This is a genomic window from Methanobacterium sp. BRmetb2 (assembly GCA_003491285.1).
In the GTDB taxonomy this organism is placed as follows: Archaea; Methanobacteriota; Methanobacteria; order Methanobacteriales; family Methanobacteriaceae; genus UBA117.
On the sequence record CP022705.1, the window covers coordinates 860443 to 882782 of the forward strand.

The following is a 22340-nucleotide window of genomic DNA, read 5'->3' on the forward strand; positions in this document are numbered from 1 at the left end:
ACATCGTAAACTTATAATTCCTTTGGAGTTAACATTTCTAATTATTATGCAGCCTTTGTGATTTCCATTATTATTGTCTGAATGAATAACTATTTAGATAATACTTTTACCTAGAGAATCGTGTTTAAATAATGATTAATATCATTATAGGAGGCGGTGATTCCCTAATTCAAAAAATTACCCACCCGCCCAGCATGATCTAAATAGTTATCATGATTCTGATATTCATTTTTTATTCCACACTATTTACAATCTCTCCATCCCTCATCTGGATAGTTTGATCTGCAAAACTTGCTAACTTAGGGTTGTGAGTAACTACAACTATACTTACCCCATCATTTTGATTTAGATCCTTAAGCAGTTGCATTATAGAATTTGCATTTTTTGTATCCAACTCTCCTGTTGGCTCATCAGCGAGTATAATAGACGGATTGTTGATAAGAGCTCGAGCTATTGCAACACGCTGTTGTTCTCCTCCTGAAAGCTGTCCTGGACGTTTGTTGTATTTACTTTCCAATCCCATTTTTTCCAATATTTCTTCTGCTTTTTTGAAATCTTCTTTGATCATAGGTAACATAACATTCTCAATGGCAGAAAGCTGTGAAATAAGATTGAGTCGCTGAAATATAAATCCAATTTCGTTCCTTCGAAGCTTTGCTTGCTCTTTTACGGGAAGTTTACTGGTTTCTTTTCCATTTAGTTTAAATGTTCCTTTGGTAGGCATATCCAGAATCCCTGCCACGTGCAGGAAAGTGGATTTTCCAGATCCAGAAGGTCCCATAACTGCTGTGAATGAACCATCATCCAAAGTTAAATTTAAACCTGCTAATGCATTTATTTCTTCGCCGCCCATATTGTAAGTCTTCCATACATTATTAAACTCAATTAAATGATTAGTCATCTCTCAAAGCCTCCACAACATTCAATTTTGAAGCACGCATCGCAGGATAGAGTCCTGCAATGATACTTAAAAATGTAGCACCAGCAATAACACCCCCAATTAACCATAACGGCATCATTTCCGGTATGTATTCAGTAAAATTCAACACATTTGCAACTACTATAATGCCCAAAATACCTAGAATAACTCCTATAACTGATCCTAAAAGTCCTAAAAGGCCAGATTCAAATAGTATACTTCCTTTTATTTCCCAGTTTGTAAATCCAATCGCTTTTAATACCCCCAATTCTCTTGTTCTTTCCATAACGCTCATTAACATGGTATTTATCACACTTATGATTCCTACTAAAAGAGCTATGCTGGCAATAAATCCTATAAAAAGTAGAGCCTGATTAGTCATTTCTTGAACCCGGATTATCTCTTCCGATTTAGTTCCCACGGAAATACCATCTATATCTTTTTCAAGTTCATCAGCAGTAGTTTCTGGGTCTCCCTTTGTCCTAGCGTAGATTACACTCACTTTATCATTTGTGATTTGCTTTGCAACATCCTGACTTATGTAGACATATGAAACTTGTTCTTCTTTAGATATTCCAGTGACAACTAATTCATAATTTTCGACATTTATTTTGCTGCCAATGTCATAACCCAACTTATCCACAACACCCTGAGTTATTACAACTTTCGGCGTACCTTTCTTCAATGTAATCTGTTTCCAGTCATTTATTCCTTCAAAATTTATCCTCTTTCCTTTTATATTCTCCGAAAAAAAAGTTACTTCACGAAAATCAGAAAGCTCAGGTGTGTTTTTTATTTTCGATATGGTTTCAGAATCAATTAAACTATTTCCACTGGTGGATGCTGGCGCTATTGTTACATCGTACATATATCTACTTGTTTCATTTTTAACTGCAGATGTTGCTCCTGCAGTTATTCCTAAAAGTACGACAATTGTTGCAACACCAATTATTATACCAAGCATCGTTAATGCACTTCTAAGTTTTTTTCTACGAATATTATTAAATGCCAATTTATAAAGATCCATTATTTCACCTCAAATAAACTATAAATAGTTCTATACTTCTAAATAAAAAAATGAAATTAATATTTGCCTTAAAATTATTTATAACTTTTTTATACATATTTACACTGGTTTTGAATAAGACAAGAAGTTTTAACATCACTTTTTTAGATTAGGTATTCATAGTGATCACATGTTTTTACAAGGTACCATTTAATGCAAGGTACTATTTATAGTTTTTGAATGTCGGATGTTAAAAAGTTGAAAAAACTAGGATTACCTTTTTACAAAAAATATCATTAGTAATCTGACTTATCTGAATATGTAAATATGAAAAGTCTATGAAAGGTCAGCAAAACCTGTTCATATTGCTTCATTGGCCCTGAAACTTATACAATAAAAAAAATATGTAACAAAAAATAAATTTGTAATTATATCCAAAATAAATTTTTAATGGAAGCATTCACTTATTAAAGTTCATTTGTTTGCTTTTTTATAAACCTCAAATTAAATTTTAAGTACCTGATTGCTAAGTTATAGAACCATTTAATTATGAATGCCATAATTCCTACAATAACAATGCCTCCTACTCCTAGAATGATGCCCCATACAATTGTAACCACCGTACTAAAAGTTCCATCAGCAGCAAATGGAAATGTTCTATAAAAAGTTTCATTTGGAATAAGTATTTGTAGCAAAGGTGAAAGCGCCGTTAAAATCCCAACAACAATTATAGCTACACCTGCTACAAATAAAGCCAGTATAATAAGTGAAAGTACTAAAGCAGGTACCGCTACAAATATCAGATTAAAAAAACCAAGTCCTGATATTGACAGTGCTGCTTTGATTATAGAGCCCAGTGATGGTTTATTTTCGGCCAGATTAACCATATACTCTGCTTTAATCTGTTTTACAATCGTTTTTGGATCCCCTAATGCTTTTGAAATTTCTTCTTCAGTTCTGCCTTTTTCTATACCAATCCTAAAATGTTCTTCATAATCTGAAAGTATATCTTCTCTATCCTCTTTTGGCAATTTTTTTAACATTATAGAGAGTTTTTTAAGATATTCATCCTTATTCATCCTTAATCTCCTCTAAACTAATCCTCGATTTTGGAATATAATAAATTAGTAACACCCACAGAAAATTTATCCCATTCTTCTACTAATTCTTTCTTTTTTTCTTTTCCCAAATCAGTAATACGATAATATTTTCTTGAAGGACCACTATGGGATTCTTTTAAGTATGAAATCACCAATCCTTCTTTTTTTAGTCTTTTTAGAAGGGGATAGATACTGCCCTCTGAAATTAATATATTTTTGGAGATTTCATCAACCATTTCATAACCATAACAGTCTTTTCTATCAAGAAGTACTAAAACACAAAGTTCCAATACTCCTTTTTTAAATTGAGTGTTCATAATACCACTGTATTTTTACAAGGTATTGTATATTATAGGGTACTATTTAAATTTTAGAAAAGTAAAATAAAAGGCATAATCTACATTCAGGATTTGCCGAAGATCCAGTAAAACATTTAAAAAGCAGTGCACATATATTTCATGATTTCTAAAAAAATTATGAAAATTCTGGAGTAAAATATTCATTAATCAAAGCATAGCAAAGAGTTACGATTTTAATCTAACAATATAATAATAATATATATCTCCTCAAAATGAGATTATGGATTAATTTAGCAGTATGTAACATTTTTAAGAAATTTGATGAACATACACTTTCATCAGATTATCAGATGGAAACTATGATACGCAAAGCTAATAAAAAAGATATGGATGCAATTGTGGGTCTATGGGAAGAAATGATGAAATTTCATGTCAAGTTAAGTAATTTGTACGAATTAAAAACTAATGCAAAAGAAACCTATCACGAATATCTTAACGAGATTCTTAAAAACGATGCAGCTATAATATTAGTCTATGAAATGGAAAATAGGCTATGTGGCTATTTAATAGCAGAAGAATCCGAACTTCCACCAGTTTATAAACAAACAAGAATAGGTTCCATACTGGAAATATCAGTAACCGAAAAGCATCAAAATAAGGATATAGGAAGCCAATTGTTAAAAGAAATCGAAAAAATATTCATAAGTAAAGGCATTGATAGAATGGAATGCATGGTGTCATGTTTTAATGAAATATCTAAGAAATTTTGGTTTAAAAACGGTTTTAAAACATATAATACGGTTTGTTTTAAGAATATTTAATAAATAATATTCTTTATGTATAATGGAGTTATTTTAATTACTTGAAGTTAATTCAATGCTTTTTGTAACTTTTAAATTTTAGATCATACAGTTGAAATTGATGGAAATATCATTATGAAATTATTATTTAACAATTTATATTAGATTCATATTATAAAGTGAATCACATGGAAACTAAGAAATTCACACTCCTGGACATTGATTATATAACGGAGGATGAAAAGCCAGTAGTAAGACTATTTGGAAAGATCAGGGAAGAATCTGAAGACAGATCTATAATAGCCCTTGACAAAAAATTCAAACCATACATTTACGTTATTCCTGAAAATGAAACTGACTTTAATGATTGTATCATGGATTTAAACGAATTAGATATTGAAAGTATTGAAACAGTACAAAAAACTGATATCAAGCAAGAAATAGAAGTTCTAAAAGTATTCTTGAAACATCCACAAGACGTCCCTAAACTCCGAGATAAAATATGGGGCTTAGAAACTGTAAAAGAAATCAGAGAACATGATATCCCTTTCTACAGAAGATATCTTATAGACAATGGCCTGTTTCCCATGGATGATGTGGAAATTGAAGGAAAAACAGTTAATGAATCGTTGGATAATCCATCCTCCTCAAAGAATATTATTAGATTTGAAATAGAATGTAAACCTGTACATGTGGAACCCGTAAATTCTGATCTTAAGGTTATGAGCTTCGATATAGAGGTAAGAAACCCTGAAGGCATGCCCCAGGCAGATAAGGATGAAATTATCATGATCAGTATGGCCAGTAATTTTGGTCTAAAAAAGGTTTTATCAACCAAAAAATCGTCTTTTGATTATGTGGAAACAGTTAAAACTGAAAAAAAAATGCTTGAAAGATTTGTTGATATTGTTAATTCTTATAACCCTGATTTAATTGTTGGTTATAATTCTGACAATTTTGATTTTCCTTACATTAATGAAAGAGCAATTAAATGCAGAGTTTCATTAAATATGGGGGTTGATGGTTCTAAATTAAAGTTCATGCGCCGTGGATTTGCAAACGCCGCATTTATGCGTGGTAGGATCCACGTGGATTTATATCTTTTGATGAGACGGTACATAAGACTCGATCGTTACACTCTGGAGAGAGTCTATAAGGAACTTTTTGGTGAAGAAAAAAAAGATATTAAAGGAGATATTTTATGGAAATACTGGGACGCTAACGGAGAAAAACTGCAAACCCTCTTTGAGTACTCTATGGATGATGCAATTGCCGCCTATAAAATAAGTGAAAAAATCCTACCCCTGAACATGGAATTAACTCGTATTGTAGGACAACCTTTTTTCGATATTGCTCGTATGGCTACAGGACAGCAGGTAGAATGGTTTCTCATTAGAAAAGCCTTTGAATATAATGATCTAGTTCCCAACAAACCATCACAAAGGGAACATTCACGCAGAAGAAGTGAAAGGGCTGTGGGAGGTTATGTAAAAGAACCAGAAAAGGGTCTGCATGAAAATATTGTCTATTTTGATTTTAGAAGCTTATATCCAAGTATAATTATTTCTAAAAATGTTTCTCTAGATACTTTGATACTTAATGAAATAAATGAAGATAGCCAGGATGATTCTAATTTTCATATAGCTCCAGAAGTAGGATATAAATTTTTAAAAGAACCTTTAGGATTTGTGCCATCAGTTATTGGTAAAGTTTTAGAAGAGCGGACCAAAATTAAAAATAGAATGAAGCAGTCACAGGATCCATTGGAGCAAAGAGTTTTAGATGTGCAGCAAGAAGCCCTAAAAAGACTTGCAAATTCGATGTATGGAGTTTATGGATTTTCAAGATTCAGATGGTACAGTATTGAATGTGCAGATGCCATAACAGCCTGGGGTAGAGATTACATCAAAAAAACAATGAAAAAAGCCGAATTATTTGGATTTCATGCTATTTATGCTGATACTGATGGATTTTATGCAGTTTATAAGCAAAGTTAAGTCCAAAATTAACTTTTCACTTGAATTATATTAATTACTCCTTTTAAAAAGATTTTAAGGAAAATAGGTATCAATTATTTCTTGAACCTCATTTAACCATCTTTTTCTCTCTTCAATTGTACTGCTGGCCACTATTCTAAATATTTTCCGGTGAAAATTCTTAATTCCGCAGAAATCGAAAATACAACTTTTCCAAATATTTTCCAGTGGATCTCCAAAAACTTCCATTTCCCTATCTTCCGGAGTATTGGAAGTATTAAAAACCATAGCGATTTCAGCTTTTAAAAGTCCATCTGGAACTCCGGATCCATCATCTCCTTCTTCAAATTCATAAGCCACTCCTGATCGAAGCACACGATCAATCCAACCTTTTAAAATTGCAGGGGGTTGACCCCACCAGTTGGGGTGAATGATGATAATTCCATTGGCTGTCTGGATCTCTTTTCGATGCTGAATTACCAGAGAATCTGAAGTTTCACCATTAACCAGTTCATTACCTTCCAATAAAGGATCAAATCCTTCTTTATAAATGTTATGGGCAAAAATATGGTGACCTTTTTCTTTGAGCGTTTTAAGGACTTTTTCATAAATGGCGTGATTAAAACTTTTTTCATAGGGATGGGCCAGAATTACCAATATATCCATGCTTATCACTTCCCTAAGTTTTCAGAACTTAATTTGATTTTAAGATTTTACAGCTACTCCTTTAAAAAAGTTATAAAAGAATGTGCCGTCTTTTTTGGCAGATTTATACAGATCGTCAATGCCTTTTTCCCATTCCTGGTGACTGACCAAACCTGATTTTATGGCTTGATCCTTAACTCCTTCCACCATGGCAATTATAGTCTTTTTTATAAATCCATCCACCAGTTGGGGCTTGCTATTATCCACATAAACTATCCGGGGTGTTACCACTATCCCTTCAAAACCTGCCTCATCCAGTAAAGGGTACAATCTTCTTCCTACCATAGGATCTCCCCCTAAATCTTGTTGAGATTTAATAAGACATTCCCATGCCTTGACTGCTTCCCTAGTTTCTGGATGGAAATAACATGATCCATGATCTCCTTCTATAATAGTTATGGTTCCTCTGGTTTTTAAATATTTTTTAAGTTCTAAGAGAGCTTCCACTGGATTTATTAGATGTTCCAAGACAAAACAAATAAAAATATGATCAAAACTTTCTTTTTCAAAGGGAAGATTCATGATATCTTCTTTTTGGAATTTAACATTATTTATTCCTTCTTTTTTAATCAAATCTTTGGCCTGGTTTAAAGAATCTTCTGAAATATCTATTGAAGTTATTTTTGCATCAGGACTGTTTTTAGCAAGTATTATGGTTTGAGCCCCTACTCCACATCCCGCTTCCAGGACTTTACTTCCTGCTGGGAATTGGGTGTCATAATGAAGTATTTCTGCCAGAGTATCGGCCTGATCTACCAGCCTTTCAGATTCTCTTTTAGAGTAACCATGTACATAATCGTTCAAATTTAACACCTAAATATATAGTTTTTCAAGAAATTCAAGCATACAATTGTTAAATTCATCAATATTTTCAAGATTACTGACATGACCTGCATTTGATATAATCTTTAATTGCGAATCCTTTATTTTTTCATACATAGTATTAGATGAAGCGATCGGAGTAAAATTATCATTTTCTCCAACCATTATCAACGTTGGAACGTTGATTTTAGGAAGTACATGAGTCATGTCAGTTCTCCCAGCCTGTGCAAGTAAAACTCCACATATCCCCAATTGGGATGAAGAAAGAATCATGTTTTGAATTAGTTTAATCGCATCAAAACATAATTTAAAGCTTTCTGGAGCAAATATTGTTTTTATGAATTCTTCTGTAAAAGGTTGTAATTCATTTTGTTTAATTGATTCTATGGAGTTTTCTCGCCAGTATTTTGTTTCATTTGAGTCAGCTTCAGCCCGTGTATCACATAGTATTAGTGCATGGGCACGTTGGGGATGCATTTCAAATGCACGTATAGCAATGGCTCCACCCATTGAAAGACCACAAAAAACAGCTTTATTAATTTTTAAATAGTCCATTAAAGCAATATGATCCTCTGCAAACATTTTATAAGTATATTGACCTTCTATCACATCGGTTTTTCCATGTCCACGTATATCGTAAGTGATTAAACGGTAATTTTCTTTTAAAAATTCGATTTGAGGAGCCCACATCCTATGATCCAATGTCATGCCATGTGCAAAAACAATTGGGAGAGCATCTGGATTTCCAACATCTATGTAATGCATTTTAATTCCATTAATCTTTGCTTTCATCAAAACACCCAATCTTGTTTTTTAAATAATTCCAATATAAATAAACTGTTAATCCAATATATCATTTAAATCATTAACTGAAAGTAATAGTCCCTTTTCCATAATTGATGCTAGTTTATCTACATTAGCATATTCAAGAGATTCTTTAATTGCTTGTAAACTGGATAAAATAAGTAATGATGGTAAACTTACTCTTTTTACACCGCAGTTTATTAAATCATTAATCGAAAACTCATTTATATTATAAGGCATTCCTGCAGCAATACTAATTGGTCCTTTAACTTCTTTTGTGACTTGTTTAACCTCATCAAGTGTTTCAATATAAGTTATGAATGTTAAATCTGCACCTGCATCTAAATATTGATTAGCACGATCAATGGCAATTTCTAATCCTTCGTCCCTATTGTCAGTTGATCTTAAAGCATCTGTACGGCCATTAATTATAAAATCAGGTTTTTCTTCAGCATCTGCTGTTTCACGAGCATTTATGATTTTTTGAACCATCAAATCTTCATCTACAATGGATAATTTGTTTTTTCCATTTGGAATCTGGTCTTCTATATTAAGTCCTGCGACACCAGCATCTATAAACCGTTTAATTGTGTTAATTATTTCTTCTGTACCCCCGTATCCATCTTCAGCATCTGCCATTACAGGAACATCTACTGATTCAACAATTCTACTTGTCCATTCAATATTTTCATCTAGAGTCACATCTGATTCTCTTTTATATCCTGCCTGAATTGAAAAACTATAGCCAGAACATTGTATTGCTTTAAATCCTGCGTTTTCAATTAATTTCGCACTTATAGAATCATATGCATCCGGCATAATAAGTGATTTGCCCGAATTTAAGAGTTTTTTAAGCTTATTACTTTTCATGAACATCCCCCTTTATTCAATAAAACTTAATCTGAAGGTTTGTTTAATATTATTAGGATAATGTCAATTTATTATTAACTGAAAAGAGTCAATTTTCTATAAAGTTTAAGCTGTTAATACTTAAAATAAAATATTGATAAATAAATGTGAATAAACACTTCTAACCTGATATATTGCGGGTAATCATTCATCTACCATGTAACTTTTAAAAGTACAGATAATGCAATAAATAATATTATATTATTTATTATCAGAAGTACCCCCACTCCACGACCAAAACCCCCATGAAAGAGTATGCTTAGTGTTAAAAAGAGACTCTGAAGTAAGAGGAATGAAGAAAAAATCAGAATCCCAATATTAAATCTAGATTTAATTTCTTGATAATTTTGCCAGTATATATAGGACAATACAATTAACAAAATTATGTTGCCTACTCCGATAATTGCCGCTATATTAAAAGACCATAATTCAATTGTAGTATTAACTGCCATTTTTTACACCCAAATTTATACTAATTAAAATTATTTTTCCACGATTTCTTCCCATATCTCTAAGAAATTTTCATAATTTACTTTCATTTTATCTGTAAGGAAGTATAAAGTTCCATATTTTCTTCCCACAGGTATAACAACTTCATTATCTTCTAAAACATTAATATGATAGCTTATAGTTTTATAATCTACTTCAAGTATATCCGCAAGCTGATTAACATTGTAAGGCCTTTCATTGAGGAGTTTAATTATTTTAGCCCTATTTACACCGCCCCTAGTGCCTGCAATCAAGTACCATAACATCCTTCTCATGTTAACCTCTCTAAAACCTAAATATCCTTATTATACTTTTAGAATTATATTAAGGTTACCAATCTGAGTTATGTACTATATACAAACATTATTTCATGAAATATATTCTACATTTTCCTAAATTCTAATTATAATATGTTGAATTTTATCTCAATACTGGTCCAAAAAATGGAAGTAAATTAATAAAACACTTAAAAACACCCCTGAATAAAATAAAATCGATATTACTGGATAAATGAGATCTATGTTACCTAAATAACCTGCAAATTTTAGTACAATCACTTCTGGAGCAGCCCAAGGAGAAAGATAGCATTTATCCCAATGGTAAACAGTCAAGTTGGGAATGATTCCAGCTACCGATATAACCATAGCTGGGATGAAATTGCGGAACAACAGAGTCAAAAGCATTGCAAATGGCAAGATTACCAGTGTAGTAACACTTGCTAACATTAAATAGCCAGTATAATTAAATATTTCACTAATAGTAATGCTAAAACCCAAACCAAATGCACATAAAATATTGACTAAAGCCACACAAGCATATAAACCAATAATCAAAAGAGAAATATATCCTAGCTTTCCCAAAATAATTTTTGATCTGGAATAGGGAGTGGTCAGCATATTTCCCATTGTGTGTGACTGATACTCATAAAAAACCGCGCTTACTGCAATAAACGAAGTAAGAAGAGGCCCTATTAAAAACATGAAAAAAAAACCACCCGACCAAAAAAGGAATGCCAAGTGTAGACTCCCTGAGTTATTAAATCTTCCCGAACCATTAAAGTACCAATCGCGATTAAGATAACCGGTGATATCATCCCTAAAATGCCAAGAGTATAAATATAAGTACCTTTGTACTTTTTATATTCTGATTGAAATAAGTTTATCATGACATCACCCTTAATTCCTGATTGGTTATTCCTAAAAATCGCTCTTCCAATGTTTTTGAAACTGATTTCAAATTATAAACATTAATATCTTGTTTAACCAGTTCACGATTAATAAATACATTATCTTCACGTTTGCAGAAGATTTTTAATCCTCTCTCCATTTTCTCAAAATCAAAATTCAAAGATGTGATAATTTGAATCGTTTTCTGTAACTGATCAGTTTCCACAAGCAGAAAACTTTGTTCGTCGGTGGTAATGAGTTCTATTTCGCCTTCATGGATCAATCGACCGTGATCAATAATCCCAATATAATCTGCAATTTGCTGTACTTCACTCAGTAAATGACTGGAAACAAGAATCGATATTCCCATGGATTCTGAAAGGTCCCGGATCAACTTCCGCATTTCAATTATTCCTGCTGGGTCTAAACCATTGGTAGGCTCATCCAGAATTAAAATCCGTGGTGAATGAATTAAAGCATTAGCTATTCCTAATCTCTGCTTCATTCCCAGAGAAAAATTACTTACAGGCTTGTCTCCAATATTTGAAAGACCTGCAAGTTTCAATGATTGTTCAATCCTATTTATTTTAGTTTTAAACATTTTAGCAGTTATTTCAAGGTTTTCGTAAGCCGATAGATTCTCATAAAAACCAGGAATTTCAATTATTGCTCCGATTTCAGCCAGATATTTACTGTTGTTGCGACTCATTTCCTGACCAAATATCTTTACTATTCCTTTATCTGGTTTAATAAGACCCATTATCATCCTTATTGTGGTGGTTTTCCCTGAACCATTTCTTCCTAAAAAACCATACACTTTACCTACAGGTACCCTTATTTCTAAGTCTTTAACTGCGTCAAGATCCCCATAACTTTTAGTAAGGCATTCTGTTTCAATTGCATATTCCATATGATCCCTCATTTTAAATTGATCGAAATATTGTAACATGTTTTAAATCAACACAGGATTTAGCATGATTACTTCAAATCCATGGTAAAATAGTGATTAAAAAAGAATATAAAGATTTTTCCAGTTCTTTTCTAGATTAGTTCAAGATCTCTTCCAGATCTCTTCCAGATTTAGATATTATTAAATAAATCATGAAAAATTGAAAAAACAAAAAATTAAATAATACTAAAAATTTTAAAATAGTGATTTAAGTCCATTTGTCTATTATATCTATTTAGGTCTATTTAGGAAGATTTGTCTCCTATTTCAGACAACAAACCACATATGATTTATCATTAAGGAATTTTACATAGTATTCGTGGCCTTTTTTATCCGTTTTTATCCAGAACATGGATTTATTCTCTCTTACGAGTTTTTTTTAAAGGTGATCTAACTAAAATTAAATCTTTAATATCGCTTAGGCCCGTTTTAGAAGTTACTTTTAGGTATATCCATTTACCTTCACGAATTGGTTCTTTATTTTCAATAATTTCCTTTGTTTCAGAACTAATATCCGATTTTAAGGCATTTTTAACCTCTTCTCCATTTAAAATAATTTGCACCATAAACTCATTCTCTCCAGGATAGATAGAAATTATTACCTTGCCTGATTTGCGATATCTTAAAGCCCAGCCAAAATTTTTACCATAAAACTTGAATTCACCACTAATTTTATAATTATCTTCTATAAAACTGATCAAATCCTCCCATAATGGTTTTATTGATGAAATGACTTCATAAACCTCTTTTTCAGTAGGTTTATGGTTTTTATCTGTAAATATGCCTTTACTCATTAAATAAACCCCCTAATTTACTTCTTTATTTAAATCTTATGAACCATTTGAGAATTTAGTTATTTTCATATCATTAAGAAGATAGCTTATTATTCCTTTAGTATTTCATGTAGATCAGTTAAAATGTGGATATTAATTCTCAACCATCAATTTTTCAATTTTAAAAATCACTGGTCGTATTGCATCAGTACAACAGGTTATCATGGTTTTATCATCTTTCATCCAACCCTCAAAAATATCCTTAGAGAAATTGCCTCCTGCCAATAAGACTGCAACAAATTTGTAAATATCGTTCCATGCCCAATCACAGAAACCTTCTGGTTTTTCAAATCCTGTGATAAATTCTTGTCCTTCTCTAAAAACGGGGCAAGTTGTCACTTCATTCTGGCAATATTCTTGAGCTAATTCTTCATCTAGATTTTTCTTTAATACTGTTATTTTACATTTTAACGACAAAAAAATACCCCCATAATATATTAATAATATGTGGTCCATAAAATTCATTTCGTTGAAAATAAGATTAAACTTCGACCAATTAAAACCAACCATACAAGTAAAAGTATGCCAGATAAAATGGCAATAATTAGAAGAAGTATGAGTTCAGATGGCAAAAAGATTATTCTGAGGTAATCAGCTAAGGAAATGGCAAAAGCCAATATTCCCACATAAGCCGTTGTTTTGCTGAATATATTGCTCTGTAGCATAATTTTCGATATCAAAAGACCAGCGATGGAAATTAGTAGAAATCCTGTGTTGAACCCTCCCACAGCTCTTTGACCTGTATTAACAAGTAAAGTCTGCCCCGCGGCCAGTAAAATAGATTTTTGCACTTCTGTGGTGGCAATTAAGTATTGATTGCTTAATGGAATCATGGAAAATGAGTTGTTAGTTGCTAAAAATATGGTTATCCCCACAATAGCAAGTGTTATTGAGAGCAACATGTAACTTTCATTTAATCGTTTGAGGGCCATGTATAGGGCAAGAAAGATGGGGATGAAAAGAGCATAGGCAATAAATTCTAAGAGATAAAAGTCGATTAATCCAATAAGTTTATTGCTCTGAATTAACGTAAAATAGCCTAAAGCAGTGGTAGGTTGGGGCCATAGCGTAAAAACTATGATTTCAATTAGAAGTAACACTGCGGATATAATGGCCGCTACCCCTCCCATTTTGTAGAGATTCTTCCATTTTGAATTTTCTTCTGCAATATATTTGTCCATATTCTAATTCCTCCCTTCATTTTCAAATAAAGTTAATGTCTGTGCAATACATAATTATTTCGTCAAAATAGAATTATATTCAGATAATAATATCTCCATTCTCTTCATTAAATAGTAAATGTCTTGATTTGAACCAGTTCAAAATTCTTTTCTCCCTCATCATAATTATTTGCTAGCAAATTCCAAATCGTTTCTGATTTAATAATTCCAATCCCCATCAACCATTTTAGATGTATCATTACCCACAGTTATGATCACATTACCCTTCTTATGTCCTTTTTCCACATACTTGTGGGCTTCAGCAGTCTGTTCCAAAGTATAACGTCTATCAATAACTGCATCTATGCCTCCAGATTCCATAAGTCCTTTTAGTAATATTAAATCTTCATTCTTTGCACTTTCTGTTCCACTTATAACCCTGTTGTTGCTTGTGACTCCAGCCCATCGCCCCCGAACCATCTGCGAGATCCCCGGATTGCCTAAAAGATAGCTTCCATTTCTTTTAAGTGATTTTAGGCTGTTTGAGAACGGACTTTTTCCAACTACGTCAAAAATAACATGATAAGTCTCTCCTCTATCGGTGAAATCTTCTTTAGCGTAATCAATGACATGATCTGCACCAATGGATCGCACCATGTCCAAATTTGTAGTACTGCATACACCAGTAACTTCTGCTCCTAAATACTTGGCAAAATGCACTGCTATCGTGCCAATACTACCTGATGCACCATTGATCAGAACCTTATCTCCACTCTGGATATTTCCTTTCTTTAAATAATGCAATGCTATAATTCCACCCATAGGAACAGTAGCAGCTTCCTCGTAGGTCATGTTAACTGGTTTTTCAGCCAACACCCCCTCTTCTGAGACGCATGCATATTCGGCATAAGCACCTAAACTGAAACCTGTAAATGCAAAAACCTGTGCCCCTTTCCTGAATCGTTTAACATCTTTACCTATCTCTTCAATTTCTCCGGCAAGCTCCTGTCCTAATATTTTTTTCCTTGGTCCTGTGAAACCAAATCCTATTCGTGCCGGGATCCATAACCAAGTAGGCATCTGGAATCTTCGAATCTCACAGTCCCCTGCAGTTACAGTTGCAGCATGTATTCTTATTAGCACTTCATTGTCTTTTGGAATGGGTTTTTCTACCTCTTTCAACTTAAGAACATCTGGAGGTCCGTATTTCGTGCAAACAATAGCTTTCATAATTTCAAATAAGATTAAAGTTTTTTTTAAGATTCACTGCAAACTCTTCAGCATTTTTAAGATCATCAGCATTAGGTCTACCCCTATTCATTCCCCCAAATAATTTAAGAAAACTATTGGTGTTAAAACCTTTGCATTGAAATTCATCGACAATAATGTAGCCTTTCAGTTCTAGTTTTTCCCTAAGGGCGGTGTGATCTTTGAAAGCTTTGGATTTCCCCGTTATTCCGGCAGTTGAAAAAAGGAATGCTTTCTTATTATCTACTTCCTTCAATTCATAAGTAAGTTCAAGCAGGGATTCATGATGCTTTGCACTATAAATCCCTGAACCAAAACCTAAAAGATCATACTCTTGAAGTTTTTCAGGGTTAACCTGGTTTGGTGTTTCTATTTCTGCATCTAAAACCTTCGCGAAGACTTTAGCTATCTTCTCAGTATTATGGTGATGATATGAACACAAAATTATGAGAGATTTCATTGGCAACGAATTTTCGGACTTTTTTTCGTTCTTTTCCATTTTTCTACCTTCATTTTTATCATTATATTGACCGTTATGACCACATTGCCATTTTTATATGTTTTATTTCATATTTACTCGGCATCTTCTGGAAAAATTTTCTTTCCTTTTTCTGTGTATTCAATAAACCCTAATTGTTTGAAGAAATCCAATTGGTCATCAAGCTCGCCACCTTCTACAATTTTACCATTTACTATGCGAAAGAAAAAAACCATAGGCATTGTTATCTTGTTGCCTGTCGGAGGTAATGGAACTCCAAAAAGATCCCAATCACCAGTATGTGTCCCTGTAGCTGTAACACGAACCCATACCCATTCCCCTTCAGCAATCATGTCTTCAATAGACTCATACCAATCTGGAAAGCCTTCGAAAGCTAGAGTAAATAATTGTTTGAATTTATCTCGACCTTGTTGTTGATGGGTGTGGTCAATATAATCTGGTGCCACTAAATCATCAAACACATCCAAGTTTCGATTATTATAGGCTTCAATAAACCTGCAAAGAATCGCTTTATTCTCTTCTACTGACATTCTAAAATCACCCGTCCTTACTTTTTAAATTATTTTGTTCAGATTATTTTGCCATTGTGTTAGCATTTATTCCTCCAAATACTTTTTCAACTTCTATTAGCTTCCGAGTAGTTAATATCTCCATTGAAAAGTGTAATCAACTTATAAAGTTACCTATTAATTTAAATCGTTTTTATAACAAGTGAAATACTTTAATATTTTTGTTCAACAATCTCGTCAGCAGATGCATAAGGATGAGAATACCTGTCATTTTCTTCAGTGTATATTTTATAAAAGCTTGAAGACTTTATCTGTACTGCTTGGTTGGGACAGTAATTTAAACAGGCATTACATAAAAAGCAGTGAACATCTTTCTGCCACACCGGTTTTCCATTATCCATCTTTATTTTACCAGACAAACAAACCTTTTCACATGTTCCACAACCTACACAATTTGAATCTGAATAAAAATCGGCACTGTATAATCTATTAACGTGCGGAAAAATCCATGAAAGAAGTGAAAATGCAGGAACTGGATCTGTGTAACTATTGTCTTCTTCCTGACTCTTTTCTTTATTCAAAACAATTTTCTGTATATAATCCAGATTATTTTGAACTTCATTTTCTAGAGCAGATATTTCTTTTTCAGTTGCAGCATGCCAGTTTTCACGTTTTGGATCATTACTGGCCATGTTTAAAGTAAAATAAGAATCTAAAATTTTGCCCTTTCTTTTTAATATATTTTCCAAGTCTTTAAATGCTCTATGCTGAGTACCTGCTCGTGTAGCGATGGCAAAAATATATTCAGCACCCTGTAAGTTTAGATTATCAAGAAATTTCAGTACAACCCATGGAGCCATCGTGAGGTGTATTGGAAATACGAAACCTATACTTTCGAAATTGGTTTGAATATTATCTTTGTTAAGAAGACTTATCAAAGGTATTAAACTTATATCTGGAATACGTTTTTGTAATTCTCTTGCCACGTACAGTGAATTGCCAGTACCTGAAAAATAATAAATTTCCACACTCATAAATAAAATCTTCCTATAATATTAAGTAGATAACAATTTATTAAACTTTCAATAAGTTATTAACTTTTTTCATGTTTACTCACTGAGCATTATTTTATCATAGCACTGTTTTCCTTTAGATTACTAAAAATTTATTGATTAAAATATTGATCTTTTATATAAAAATAGAGGCTTCTATTTTCTCCCGGTTACTGCTAAACTACATAAAACTATCAGAATTGCAAGTATTAGTCCCTGAACTGGCATTCCAGTTTTTTGCATTCCTACTGTTTTATTTGTCTTTGATCCTGCTAGGATGTTAACAAATGTTTGGACAGTTTGATAGTCTGATGCAGTTACTTTAGCAATTCCTGGCCCCTCATCTGCAGTTAAAGTGGCAATTGCACGTCCATTAATCCAAGGAACTGTAATAGACTTACTTCCCACACTACCTAAATTTGTTGTAAAAGTTACTCGTGACCCACTGAAGAATTGAGCAGTATTTGCACTATGATCACCACCTGCTGAATCCCTATAAACATCAGCAGCAATAATTGAAGTTTGACCAGCATATATCGTGGATGGAACTGCTTTGATAGTTAAAACCAACCATGGAGAGTAAATGAGAGTTCCATTACCCTTAAAGAATTTATTATTGTCCGGCTTATTAGTTCCATACCAGTTATAGGTAGCAGTAGTATGGCTGTTTTCCAATTGATGGAAAAGCTTATCTAAATCATCTCTGATTGGCTGTAGAATGGGTTTAAGTTCAGGATGATTTTTGATGGCATCATCAATAGGCTTAAGCATTTCATCAATACTAGGCCCGAAAGACGAAAATAAAAAGTTTTGAATGTAATGATTGAAGTTTACAATCCGATTATAAGTAATTATTCCATTAGGAGAACATGTTACAATTCCTATCCCTGATCCATCCCCTTCAAGATTGTTTCCTTTGACAACTGTATTATTAAAACCAATAGTTATCATAGCCACTTCATTAGCGCCTTTGACCTGATTTACTGTATTATGCAACATGAAAAGATCCTTTAATGCCGTGCCTACAATACCAGCTGCTATATTGGGTGAGTTAATATCAGAAACTATGTTATTTTCTAAATGGGCACTGTTCCCTAATCCAACGCCCAGAATTCCTATGGCTGCTTTGGCATTATAAATATTCGATACCTTATTATCTTCTAATTTCAAATTACCAAATGAGATAATCACAATTCCTGCTGCCTGTTCATCTGCAACTATTTGGGATACTTGATTTTTAGAAACATATACAGGCCCCGTGCCAATAATGGCAGCTTCCAATCCAAAAATTGAGCTACCACTAACACCATTTAAATTAGACAATTTGTTCTCTGATATTAAAACGTTTATACTGTTGCAAACTAATTCCATCCCTATAACAGCACCGTTAGCACTGTAACTATTAATGTCAGTAATTATATTTTTATTAACTGTCAAATTCGTGACGTTATCCACTTCAGGATTTCCATCGGCGCCTTTGCTTTTTCCAATTTGAATTCCGAATGCACTGCCACCGAATGCAGCTATGTTTGAAATAGTATTACCTATCGCTGTTAAATCAATTAAAGTTCCGTTAATAGTAATCGTAATACCATTTGCTGATCCTGCGCCAATTATGTTTGATACAACGTTTCCATTAAATGTGAAGAAACCCCCAGTAAGATTTCCTAGAACTCCATTTTCTGATTGACCAAATATAACATTATTAATTATTGTATTATTACTATTTGAAACCACGATTCCTGTTTTACCCCCGATAATTTCATTACCTTCAACATTACAGTTGTCTGCACTGATATTAACACCTATTCCTGTGGGGGAATTAGTTATTTTGAACCCGTATATGGTGCTTCCACTGCCATCACCGGTTGCATCGTTTACTAGCGTGAATCCTGTGTTTGTGGGTTTTAATTCTACATTATCACCCATATTGGCTTGAATAGTCAATTTTTTGTTTACCACAACATCTTCAGTATATATACCAGAATATACATTTATTATATCATCATCAAGAGTGTTTTCATTGTTTATTGCCTCTTGAATAGTGGTATAATCCTGACCATCACCAACATTCCACTGGGCAGCAGTTACTTCACTTACTCCAAAACATGACCCCATAATAATAGATATAAGCAAAAATGACAAAAATGAAACTTTTTTACTTTTTTTAGTTTTTTTCAACTTCTACACTCCATTTTACCTCAATAATGACAAATCAAAAATGAATTGGATAGCTAATTGAATACAAAGATTAAATAATAAACAAGGACTTTAAAATTGTAAATAATCAGTGCGTTATTATTAATTTACTGATTATTATCTTATTATAATAAACAAATTTCCATATATTAATTTTATTATTTTAGTCAAATCAAAAAGTTTTTATAAAGACAATTGTAGCTTGTCCCATTATTTTCGGGCATTCTTAGACTTTTATTAACTGAAATTTCATATATTTATTATCCTATGAAATCTGTTGATAATGAGTGGAACACCATTAACAACTGAATGATAAACCGGGAAAAACAATCCCTATCACATCTGCATCACTTTCTATTATCTCTTTATTCATCACCGATGGGATAGGAATAAGTTCACCATCAATTTTTCTCGCAATATCCCGAGCTACCACCAGCGAATTCCCAGTACCTGAAAAATAATAAATTTCAGCACTCGTAACAATTTTAATTATTTGAATTTCTAATTAAACATGTCTGAAACCTTGACATCTGGATGATGATACCTTGCTTCCTCTGATATCCAATCGCCATGAATTGCGTTGTTGGAACACCAGTTTAAACAAGCAAAACATACCACGCAGTGATGCTGCCATTCTGGCCTTCCTTCCACTATTCTAATATTATCCACTGGACAAACTTTTGAACAAGTTCCACAGCCTTCGCAATTTTCGTCACTATAAAAACGTTTGTCTGACAATGATACCAACTCATCAAATGGTAAATCTGATGAATTTGAGAGTTTTTTCAACAATTTTAAAGTCCGGGATTTATAATAGAAAAAAATGGGGGCAAATATTATTTTAAACAATAATGCCATACTTTCAAATCTACCCTCATCTCTGGCATTAACATATTCATAGATAAATTCAAGCTTCTCTTCCCATTCATCAAACAGTTTTTGTTGTTCCTCTTTAGATATAACATCTATGTTACTTGGCATTTGTACAGTAAAACCTGCAGCAAGATTTCCACCATTTGACTGAATAATTTTCCCTAAATTTTCTATCGCCGACCCAGACCAGCCCCCGCAAGTGCAAACTGCAAATATGTACTTTGAATTAATATTTTTCAGTTTTTTAGTAAATTTCTGGACTATATTAGGGACTCCATTAACTACTGAAAAGTGAACCGGAAAAACAATCCCTGTCACATCTGCATCACTTTCTATTATCTCTTTATTCATCACCGATGGGATAGGAATAAGTTCACCATCAATTTTTCTCGCAATATCCCGAGCTACCACCAGCGAATTCCCAGTACCTGAAAAATAATAAATTTCGGCGTTCATAATCAGACATCCTACCTGATATAATTGATCTTTCTGCTATAAACTGAAATCAGAATAATACACTGAACTTTCGAATCAAGTCTTCAATCTTTTTATCAACATCGCCTCTCCAGATCACAATATCTGTTCCTACAACAGTTCCGCCCTTAGACTCACAGATTTTTTTCATAATACCAATGGCTTTGTTTCCTCCAGTCCAGTTAAAAGGTAAACCCTTAGTAACAAAACACGCAATTTTTTTATCTTGCAAAGATGAAATTTGCTCCAAATATGCATTCATAGCTGGTGCAAGGGTAAATGCATGAACTGGTGAACCAAAAACAATAGCATCATATCCAGAAACCTCAGGCTCATTTTGGAACTCTACAACTTTTGCCCGTGGAGGTACATCACCAACTGGTACAACCCTTTCAACTTCCACTTCATGTCCACTTTCTACAAGCTTATCCTTAAGCTTTAAAGCCACAGAATAGCTATTTTCTGTTTGGGAAAAAACGATAATTCCAATTTTCATAACTCATCCCTCCTTTTATTCATTCACCTAGGTAAAAAGATTCCACAGGAACGGATTCCCATGGCCCGGGTAAACATTATTTATATTAAACTTCCTCAGCTTTTCAATACTATCATTTGCAGCTTTTTCATCAGGCATGATAGAATTTATAGCTGGTTTTTTGGTGTTGCTGAATAGGTCTCCACAGAAAAGATCCCCCTCTTTGGTTAGTATACCAATAGATCCTGACGAGTGGCCTGGAATGTGGATAATTCTGGCGTCAAACCCATATTCCGTTAAATTATAACCATCAACAACAAAAAAATCTGGTGTAAACCTTTCTGATTTATTTAAACCCATGAAAGGCATTATTATCCTGGAAATAATATTGCTTTTTCTGTTCCATAGCATGTCTCCATGTTCTGCCATTCCAGAATCTTTCTGGTGCATGGCTATTTTGGCACCGTATTTATCCTGGAGATATGCGCAATTTCCAATATGATCTGAATCACCATGAGTTATCAGGATTAAATTAAGATTTTCTGGTTTACAACCCGCTTCTTGCAGATTTTTTTCAAGTTTGCTGCGAGTTTTTGAAGTTCCAGTATCAATTAAAACAAATTCGTTGCCTGTTCTGACAAGGTAACAATTTACACTTGCTAAACCAGCAAACATTTCCAATTTAATGGTTTTAATTTCTTGGGACATTTTTAACCTCAATATATAGATATTTATCTTTAAGTTCACTAATTTGAGATCCAGAGATATAATCTTAACTTCTCATGTTCTATAATATGGTCATCTTAATTAAAATATGATGTGATATGGTCGGGATGGGGAATAATAATATTGCAGACCTTTTTTGTAAATTCCTGAGGAAAGAAATTTGTATTTTTTCAGTTCATTTTCATCCATAATCATTTTATCATACTTATTATTCATTTAAGATAATATTCTTATTTTAAAGAAAAAAATGGATATTTATAATCGTTTTCAGATAAATAACACTTTTAAAAAACCACTATTTAGTACATGGCTAAAACCGTTACAAATAATAAATATGACAATCATTTT

Annotated in this window: 26 protein-coding genes; 2 read left to right on the forward strand and 24 right to left on the reverse strand. The window is 32.9% G+C overall.

Translation table 11 applies throughout. The features are described 5' to 3' along the window. Positions 1-232: 232 nt before the first annotated feature. The 4 genes from CIT01_04340 to CIT01_04355 form a co-directional block, all read right to left on the reverse strand. Positions 233-901, reverse strand: a complete 669-nt coding sequence (locus CIT01_04340) for a peptide transporter (protein ID AXV37479.1) — start codon at positions 899-901, stop codon at positions 233-235. Next, positions 894-1946 carry an ABC transporter permease gene (locus tag CIT01_04345; protein ID AXV37480.1) on the reverse strand — a complete coding sequence of 351 codons (1053 nt, stop codon included), beginning with the start codon at positions 1944-1946 and terminating at the stop codon, positions 894-896. The genes CIT01_04340 and CIT01_04345 overlap by 8 nt, the downstream gene beginning before the upstream one ends. A 446-nt stretch (positions 1947-2392) precedes the next feature. Next, complete coding sequence (locus CIT01_04350) at positions 2393-3004, reverse strand: hypothetical protein (protein ID AXV37481.1); 612 nt, start codon at positions 3002-3004, stop codon at positions 2393-2395. A 17-nt stretch (positions 3005-3021) separates the two neighbouring features. Continuing rightward, entirely contained in the window at positions 3022-3342 is a 321-nt protein-coding gene (locus CIT01_04355; protein ID AXV37482.1) for a PadR family transcriptional regulator, read from the reverse strand. Between the two features lie 254 nt (positions 3343-3596). On the opposite strand from CIT01_04355, the gene CIT01_04360 reads away from it, so the two are divergent. Together CIT01_04360 and CIT01_04365 are read left to right on the forward strand one after the other, a co-directional pair. Beyond that, complete coding sequence (locus CIT01_04360; GenBank protein ID AXV37483.1) at positions 3597-4145, forward strand: hypothetical protein; 549 nt, start codon at positions 3597-3599, stop codon at positions 4143-4145. Positions 4146-4312: 167 nt separating this feature from the next. Next, positions 4313-6121, forward strand: a complete 1809-nt coding sequence (locus CIT01_04365; protein ID AXV37484.1) for a DNA polymerase — start codon at positions 4313-4315, stop codon at positions 6119-6121. Between the two features lie 54 nt (positions 6122-6175). Here the strand turns inward: CIT01_04365 and CIT01_04370 are convergent, their stop codons facing one another. The 20 genes from CIT01_04370 to CIT01_04465 form a co-directional block, all read right to left on the reverse strand. Then, positions 6176-6766 carry an NAD(P)H dehydrogenase gene (locus CIT01_04370; protein ID AXV37485.1) on the reverse strand — a complete coding sequence of 197 codons (591 nt, stop codon included), beginning with the start codon at positions 6764-6766 and terminating at the stop codon, positions 6176-6178. A gap of 39 nt (positions 6767-6805) precedes the next feature. Continuing rightward, on the reverse strand, positions 6806-7609 hold the full coding sequence (locus CIT01_04375) for an SAM-dependent methyltransferase (protein ID AXV37486.1): 804 nt from the start codon (positions 7607-7609) through the stop codon (positions 6806-6808). A 9-nt stretch (positions 7610-7618) separates the two neighbouring features. Further along, positions 7619-8419 carry a hypothetical protein gene (locus tag CIT01_04380; protein ID AXV37487.1) on the reverse strand — a complete coding sequence of 267 codons (801 nt, stop codon included), beginning with the start codon at positions 8417-8419 and terminating at the stop codon, positions 7619-7621. A 48-nt stretch (positions 8420-8467) separates the two neighbouring features. Then, positions 8468-9301: a 2,3-dimethylmalate lyase gene (locus tag CIT01_04385; protein ID AXV37488.1), complete on the reverse strand. Its 834-nt coding sequence runs from the start codon at positions 9299-9301 to the stop codon at positions 8468-8470. A gap of 191 nt (positions 9302-9492) precedes the next feature. Further along, positions 9493-9792 carry a hypothetical protein gene (locus tag CIT01_04390; protein ID AXV37489.1) on the reverse strand — a complete coding sequence of 100 codons (300 nt, stop codon included), beginning with the start codon at positions 9790-9792 and terminating at the stop codon, positions 9493-9495. Positions 9793-9822: 30 nt separating this feature from the next. Continuing rightward, on the reverse strand, positions 9823-10104 hold the full coding sequence (locus tag CIT01_04395) for a transcriptional regulator (protein AXV37490.1): 282 nt from the start codon (positions 10102-10104) through the stop codon (positions 9823-9825). A 150-nt stretch (positions 10105-10254) separates the two neighbouring features. Further along, on the reverse strand, positions 10255-10809 hold the full coding sequence (locus CIT01_04400; GenBank protein ID AXV37491.1) for a hypothetical protein: 555 nt from the start codon (positions 10807-10809) through the stop codon (positions 10255-10257). Next, positions 10800-10994 carry a hypothetical protein gene (locus tag CIT01_04405; protein ID AXV37492.1) on the reverse strand — a complete coding sequence of 65 codons (195 nt, stop codon included), beginning with the start codon at positions 10992-10994 and terminating at the stop codon, positions 10800-10802. The genes CIT01_04400 and CIT01_04405 overlap by 10 nt, the downstream gene beginning before the upstream one ends. Then, on the reverse strand, positions 10991-11905 hold the full coding sequence (locus tag CIT01_04410; protein AXV37493.1) for an ABC transporter ATP-binding protein: 915 nt from the start codon (positions 11903-11905) through the stop codon (positions 10991-10993). Before CIT01_04410 ends, CIT01_04405 begins: the two co-directional genes overlap by 4 nt. Before the next feature lie 395 nt (positions 11906-12300). Next, complete coding sequence (locus CIT01_04415; protein ID AXV37494.1) at positions 12301-12738, reverse strand: hypothetical protein; 438 nt, start codon at positions 12736-12738, stop codon at positions 12301-12303. Between the two features lie 132 nt (positions 12739-12870). Continuing rightward, a complete protein-coding gene (locus tag CIT01_04420) occupies positions 12871-13287 on the reverse strand; it encodes a hypothetical protein (GenBank protein AXV37495.1) in 417 nt (138 codons plus the stop codon). Continuing rightward, positions 13239-13958 (reverse strand): hypothetical protein, encoded by a 720-nt coding sequence (locus CIT01_04425; protein AXV37496.1) that lies wholly within the window; start codon positions 13956-13958, stop codon positions 13239-13241. Before CIT01_04425 ends, CIT01_04420 begins: the two co-directional genes overlap by 49 nt. Positions 13959-14156: 198 nt before the next feature. Next, entirely contained in the window at positions 14157-15167 is a 1011-nt protein-coding gene (locus CIT01_04430; protein AXV37497.1) for an NAD(P)-dependent alcohol dehydrogenase, read from the reverse strand. Between the two features lie 4 nt (positions 15168-15171). Continuing rightward, positions 15172-15684: a flavodoxin gene (locus CIT01_04435; GenBank protein ID AXV37498.1), complete on the reverse strand. Its 513-nt coding sequence runs from the start codon at positions 15682-15684 to the stop codon at positions 15172-15174. 74 nt (positions 15685-15758) lie between these two features. Then, the gene (locus tag CIT01_04440; GenBank protein ID AXV37499.1) at positions 15759-16214 is read right to left on the reverse strand and encodes a hypothetical protein; all 456 of its coding nucleotides are present in this window, start codon (positions 16212-16214) and stop codon (positions 15759-15761) included. Positions 16215-16405: 191 nt separating this feature from the next. Further along, the gene (locus tag CIT01_04445; protein ID AXV38720.1) at positions 16406-17221 is read right to left on the reverse strand and encodes a ferredoxin; all 816 of its coding nucleotides are present in this window, start codon (positions 17219-17221) and stop codon (positions 16406-16408) included. Positions 17222-17401: 180 nt separating this feature from the next. Further along, a complete protein-coding gene (locus tag CIT01_04450) occupies positions 17402-19363 on the reverse strand; it encodes a cell surface protein (protein ID AXV38721.1) in 1962 nt (653 codons plus the stop codon). 582 nt (positions 19364-19945) lie between these two features. Beyond that, complete coding sequence (locus CIT01_04455; GenBank protein AXV37500.1) at positions 19946-20773, reverse strand: hypothetical protein; 828 nt, start codon at positions 20771-20773, stop codon at positions 19946-19948. Positions 20774-20822: 49 nt separating this feature from the next. Next, on the reverse strand, positions 20823-21287 hold the full coding sequence (locus CIT01_04460) for a flavodoxin (protein ID AXV37501.1): 465 nt from the start codon (positions 21285-21287) through the stop codon (positions 20823-20825). A gap of 27 nt (positions 21288-21314) precedes the next feature. Then, the gene (locus CIT01_04465; GenBank protein AXV37502.1) at positions 21315-21974 is read right to left on the reverse strand and encodes an MBL fold metallo-hydrolase; all 660 of its coding nucleotides are present in this window, start codon (positions 21972-21974) and stop codon (positions 21315-21317) included. Between the last annotated feature and the right edge of the window lie 366 nt (positions 21975-22340).

What these genes read in the sequence shown, in the direction of transcription:
- CIT01_04340 (AXV37479.1), bottom strand. Translation starts at nt 901, where the DNA reads ATGACTAATCATTTAATTGAGTTTAATAATGTATGGAAGACTTACAAT.
- CIT01_04345 (AXV37480.1), bottom strand. Translation starts at nt 1,946, where the DNA reads ATGGATCTTTATAAATTGGCATTTAATAATATTCGTAGAAAAAAACTT.
- CIT01_04350 (AXV37481.1), bottom strand. Translation starts at nt 3,004, where the DNA reads ATGAATAAGGATGAATATCTTAAAAAACTCTCTATAATGTTAAAAAAA.
- CIT01_04355 (AXV37482.1), bottom strand. Translation starts at nt 3,342, where the DNA reads ATGAACACTCAATTTAAAAAAGGAGTATTGGAACTTTGTGTTTTAGTA.
- CIT01_04360 (AXV37483.1), top strand. Translation starts at nt 3,597, where the DNA reads ATGAGATTATGGATTAATTTAGCAGTATGTAACATTTTTAAGAAATTT.
- CIT01_04365 (AXV37484.1), top strand. Translation starts at nt 4,313, where the DNA reads ATGGAAACTAAGAAATTCACACTCCTGGACATTGATTATATAACGGAG.
- CIT01_04370 (AXV37485.1), bottom strand. Translation starts at nt 6,766, where the DNA reads ATGGATATATTGGTAATTCTGGCCCATCCCTATGAAAAAAGTTTTAAT.
- CIT01_04380 (AXV37487.1), bottom strand. Translation starts at nt 8,419, where the DNA reads ATGAAAGCAAAGATTAATGGAATTAAAATGCATTACATAGATGTTGGA.
- CIT01_04385 (AXV37488.1), bottom strand. Translation starts at nt 9,301, where the DNA reads ATGAAAAGTAATAAGCTTAAAAAACTCTTAAATTCGGGCAAATCACTT.
- CIT01_04390 (AXV37489.1), bottom strand. Translation starts at nt 9,792, where the DNA reads ATGGCAGTTAATACTACAATTGAATTATGGTCTTTTAATATAGCGGCA.
- CIT01_04395 (AXV37490.1), bottom strand. Translation starts at nt 10,104, where the DNA reads ATGAGAAGGATGTTATGGTACTTGATTGCAGGCACTAGGGGCGGTGTA.
- CIT01_04400 (AXV37491.1), bottom strand. Translation starts at nt 10,809, where the DNA reads ATGTTTTTAATAGGGCCTCTTCTTACTTCGTTTATTGCAGTAAGCGCG.
- CIT01_04405 (AXV37492.1), bottom strand. Translation starts at nt 10,994, where the DNA reads ATGATAAACTTATTTCAATCAGAATATAAAAAGTACAAAGGTACTTAT.
- CIT01_04410 (AXV37493.1), bottom strand. Translation starts at nt 11,905, where the DNA reads ATGGAATATGCAATTGAAACAGAATGCCTTACTAAAAGTTATGGGGAT.
- CIT01_04415 (AXV37494.1), bottom strand. Translation starts at nt 12,738, where the DNA reads ATGAGTAAAGGCATATTTACAGATAAAAACCATAAACCTACTGAAAAA.
- CIT01_04420 (AXV37495.1), bottom strand. Translation starts at nt 13,287, where the DNA reads ATGGTTGGTTTTAATTGGTCGAAGTTTAATCTTATTTTCAACGAAATG.
- CIT01_04425 (AXV37496.1), bottom strand. Translation starts at nt 13,958, where the DNA reads ATGGACAAATATATTGCAGAAGAAAATTCAAAATGGAAGAATCTCTAC.
- CIT01_04430 (AXV37497.1), bottom strand. Translation starts at nt 15,167, where the DNA reads ATGAAAGCTATTGTTTGCACGAAATACGGACCTCCAGATGTTCTTAAG.
- CIT01_04435 (AXV37498.1), bottom strand. Translation starts at nt 15,684, where the DNA reads ATGGAAAAGAACGAAAAAAAGTCCGAAAATTCGTTGCCAATGAAATCT.
- CIT01_04440 (AXV37499.1), bottom strand. Translation starts at nt 16,214, where the DNA reads ATGTCAGTAGAAGAGAATAAAGCGATTCTTTGCAGGTTTATTGAAGCC.
- CIT01_04450 (AXV38721.1), bottom strand. Translation starts at nt 19,363, where the DNA reads ATGGGGTCATGTTTTGGAGTAAGTGAAGTAACTGCTGCCCAGTGGAAT.
- CIT01_04455 (AXV37500.1), bottom strand. Translation starts at nt 20,773, where the DNA reads ATGAACGCCGAAATTTATTATTTTTCAGGTACTGGGAATTCGCTGGTG.
- CIT01_04460 (AXV37501.1), bottom strand. Translation starts at nt 21,287, where the DNA reads ATGAAAATTGGAATTATCGTTTTTTCCCAAACAGAAAATAGCTATTCT.
- CIT01_04465 (AXV37502.1), bottom strand. Translation starts at nt 21,974, where the DNA reads ATGTCCCAAGAAATTAAAACCATTAAATTGGAAATGTTTGCTGGTTTA.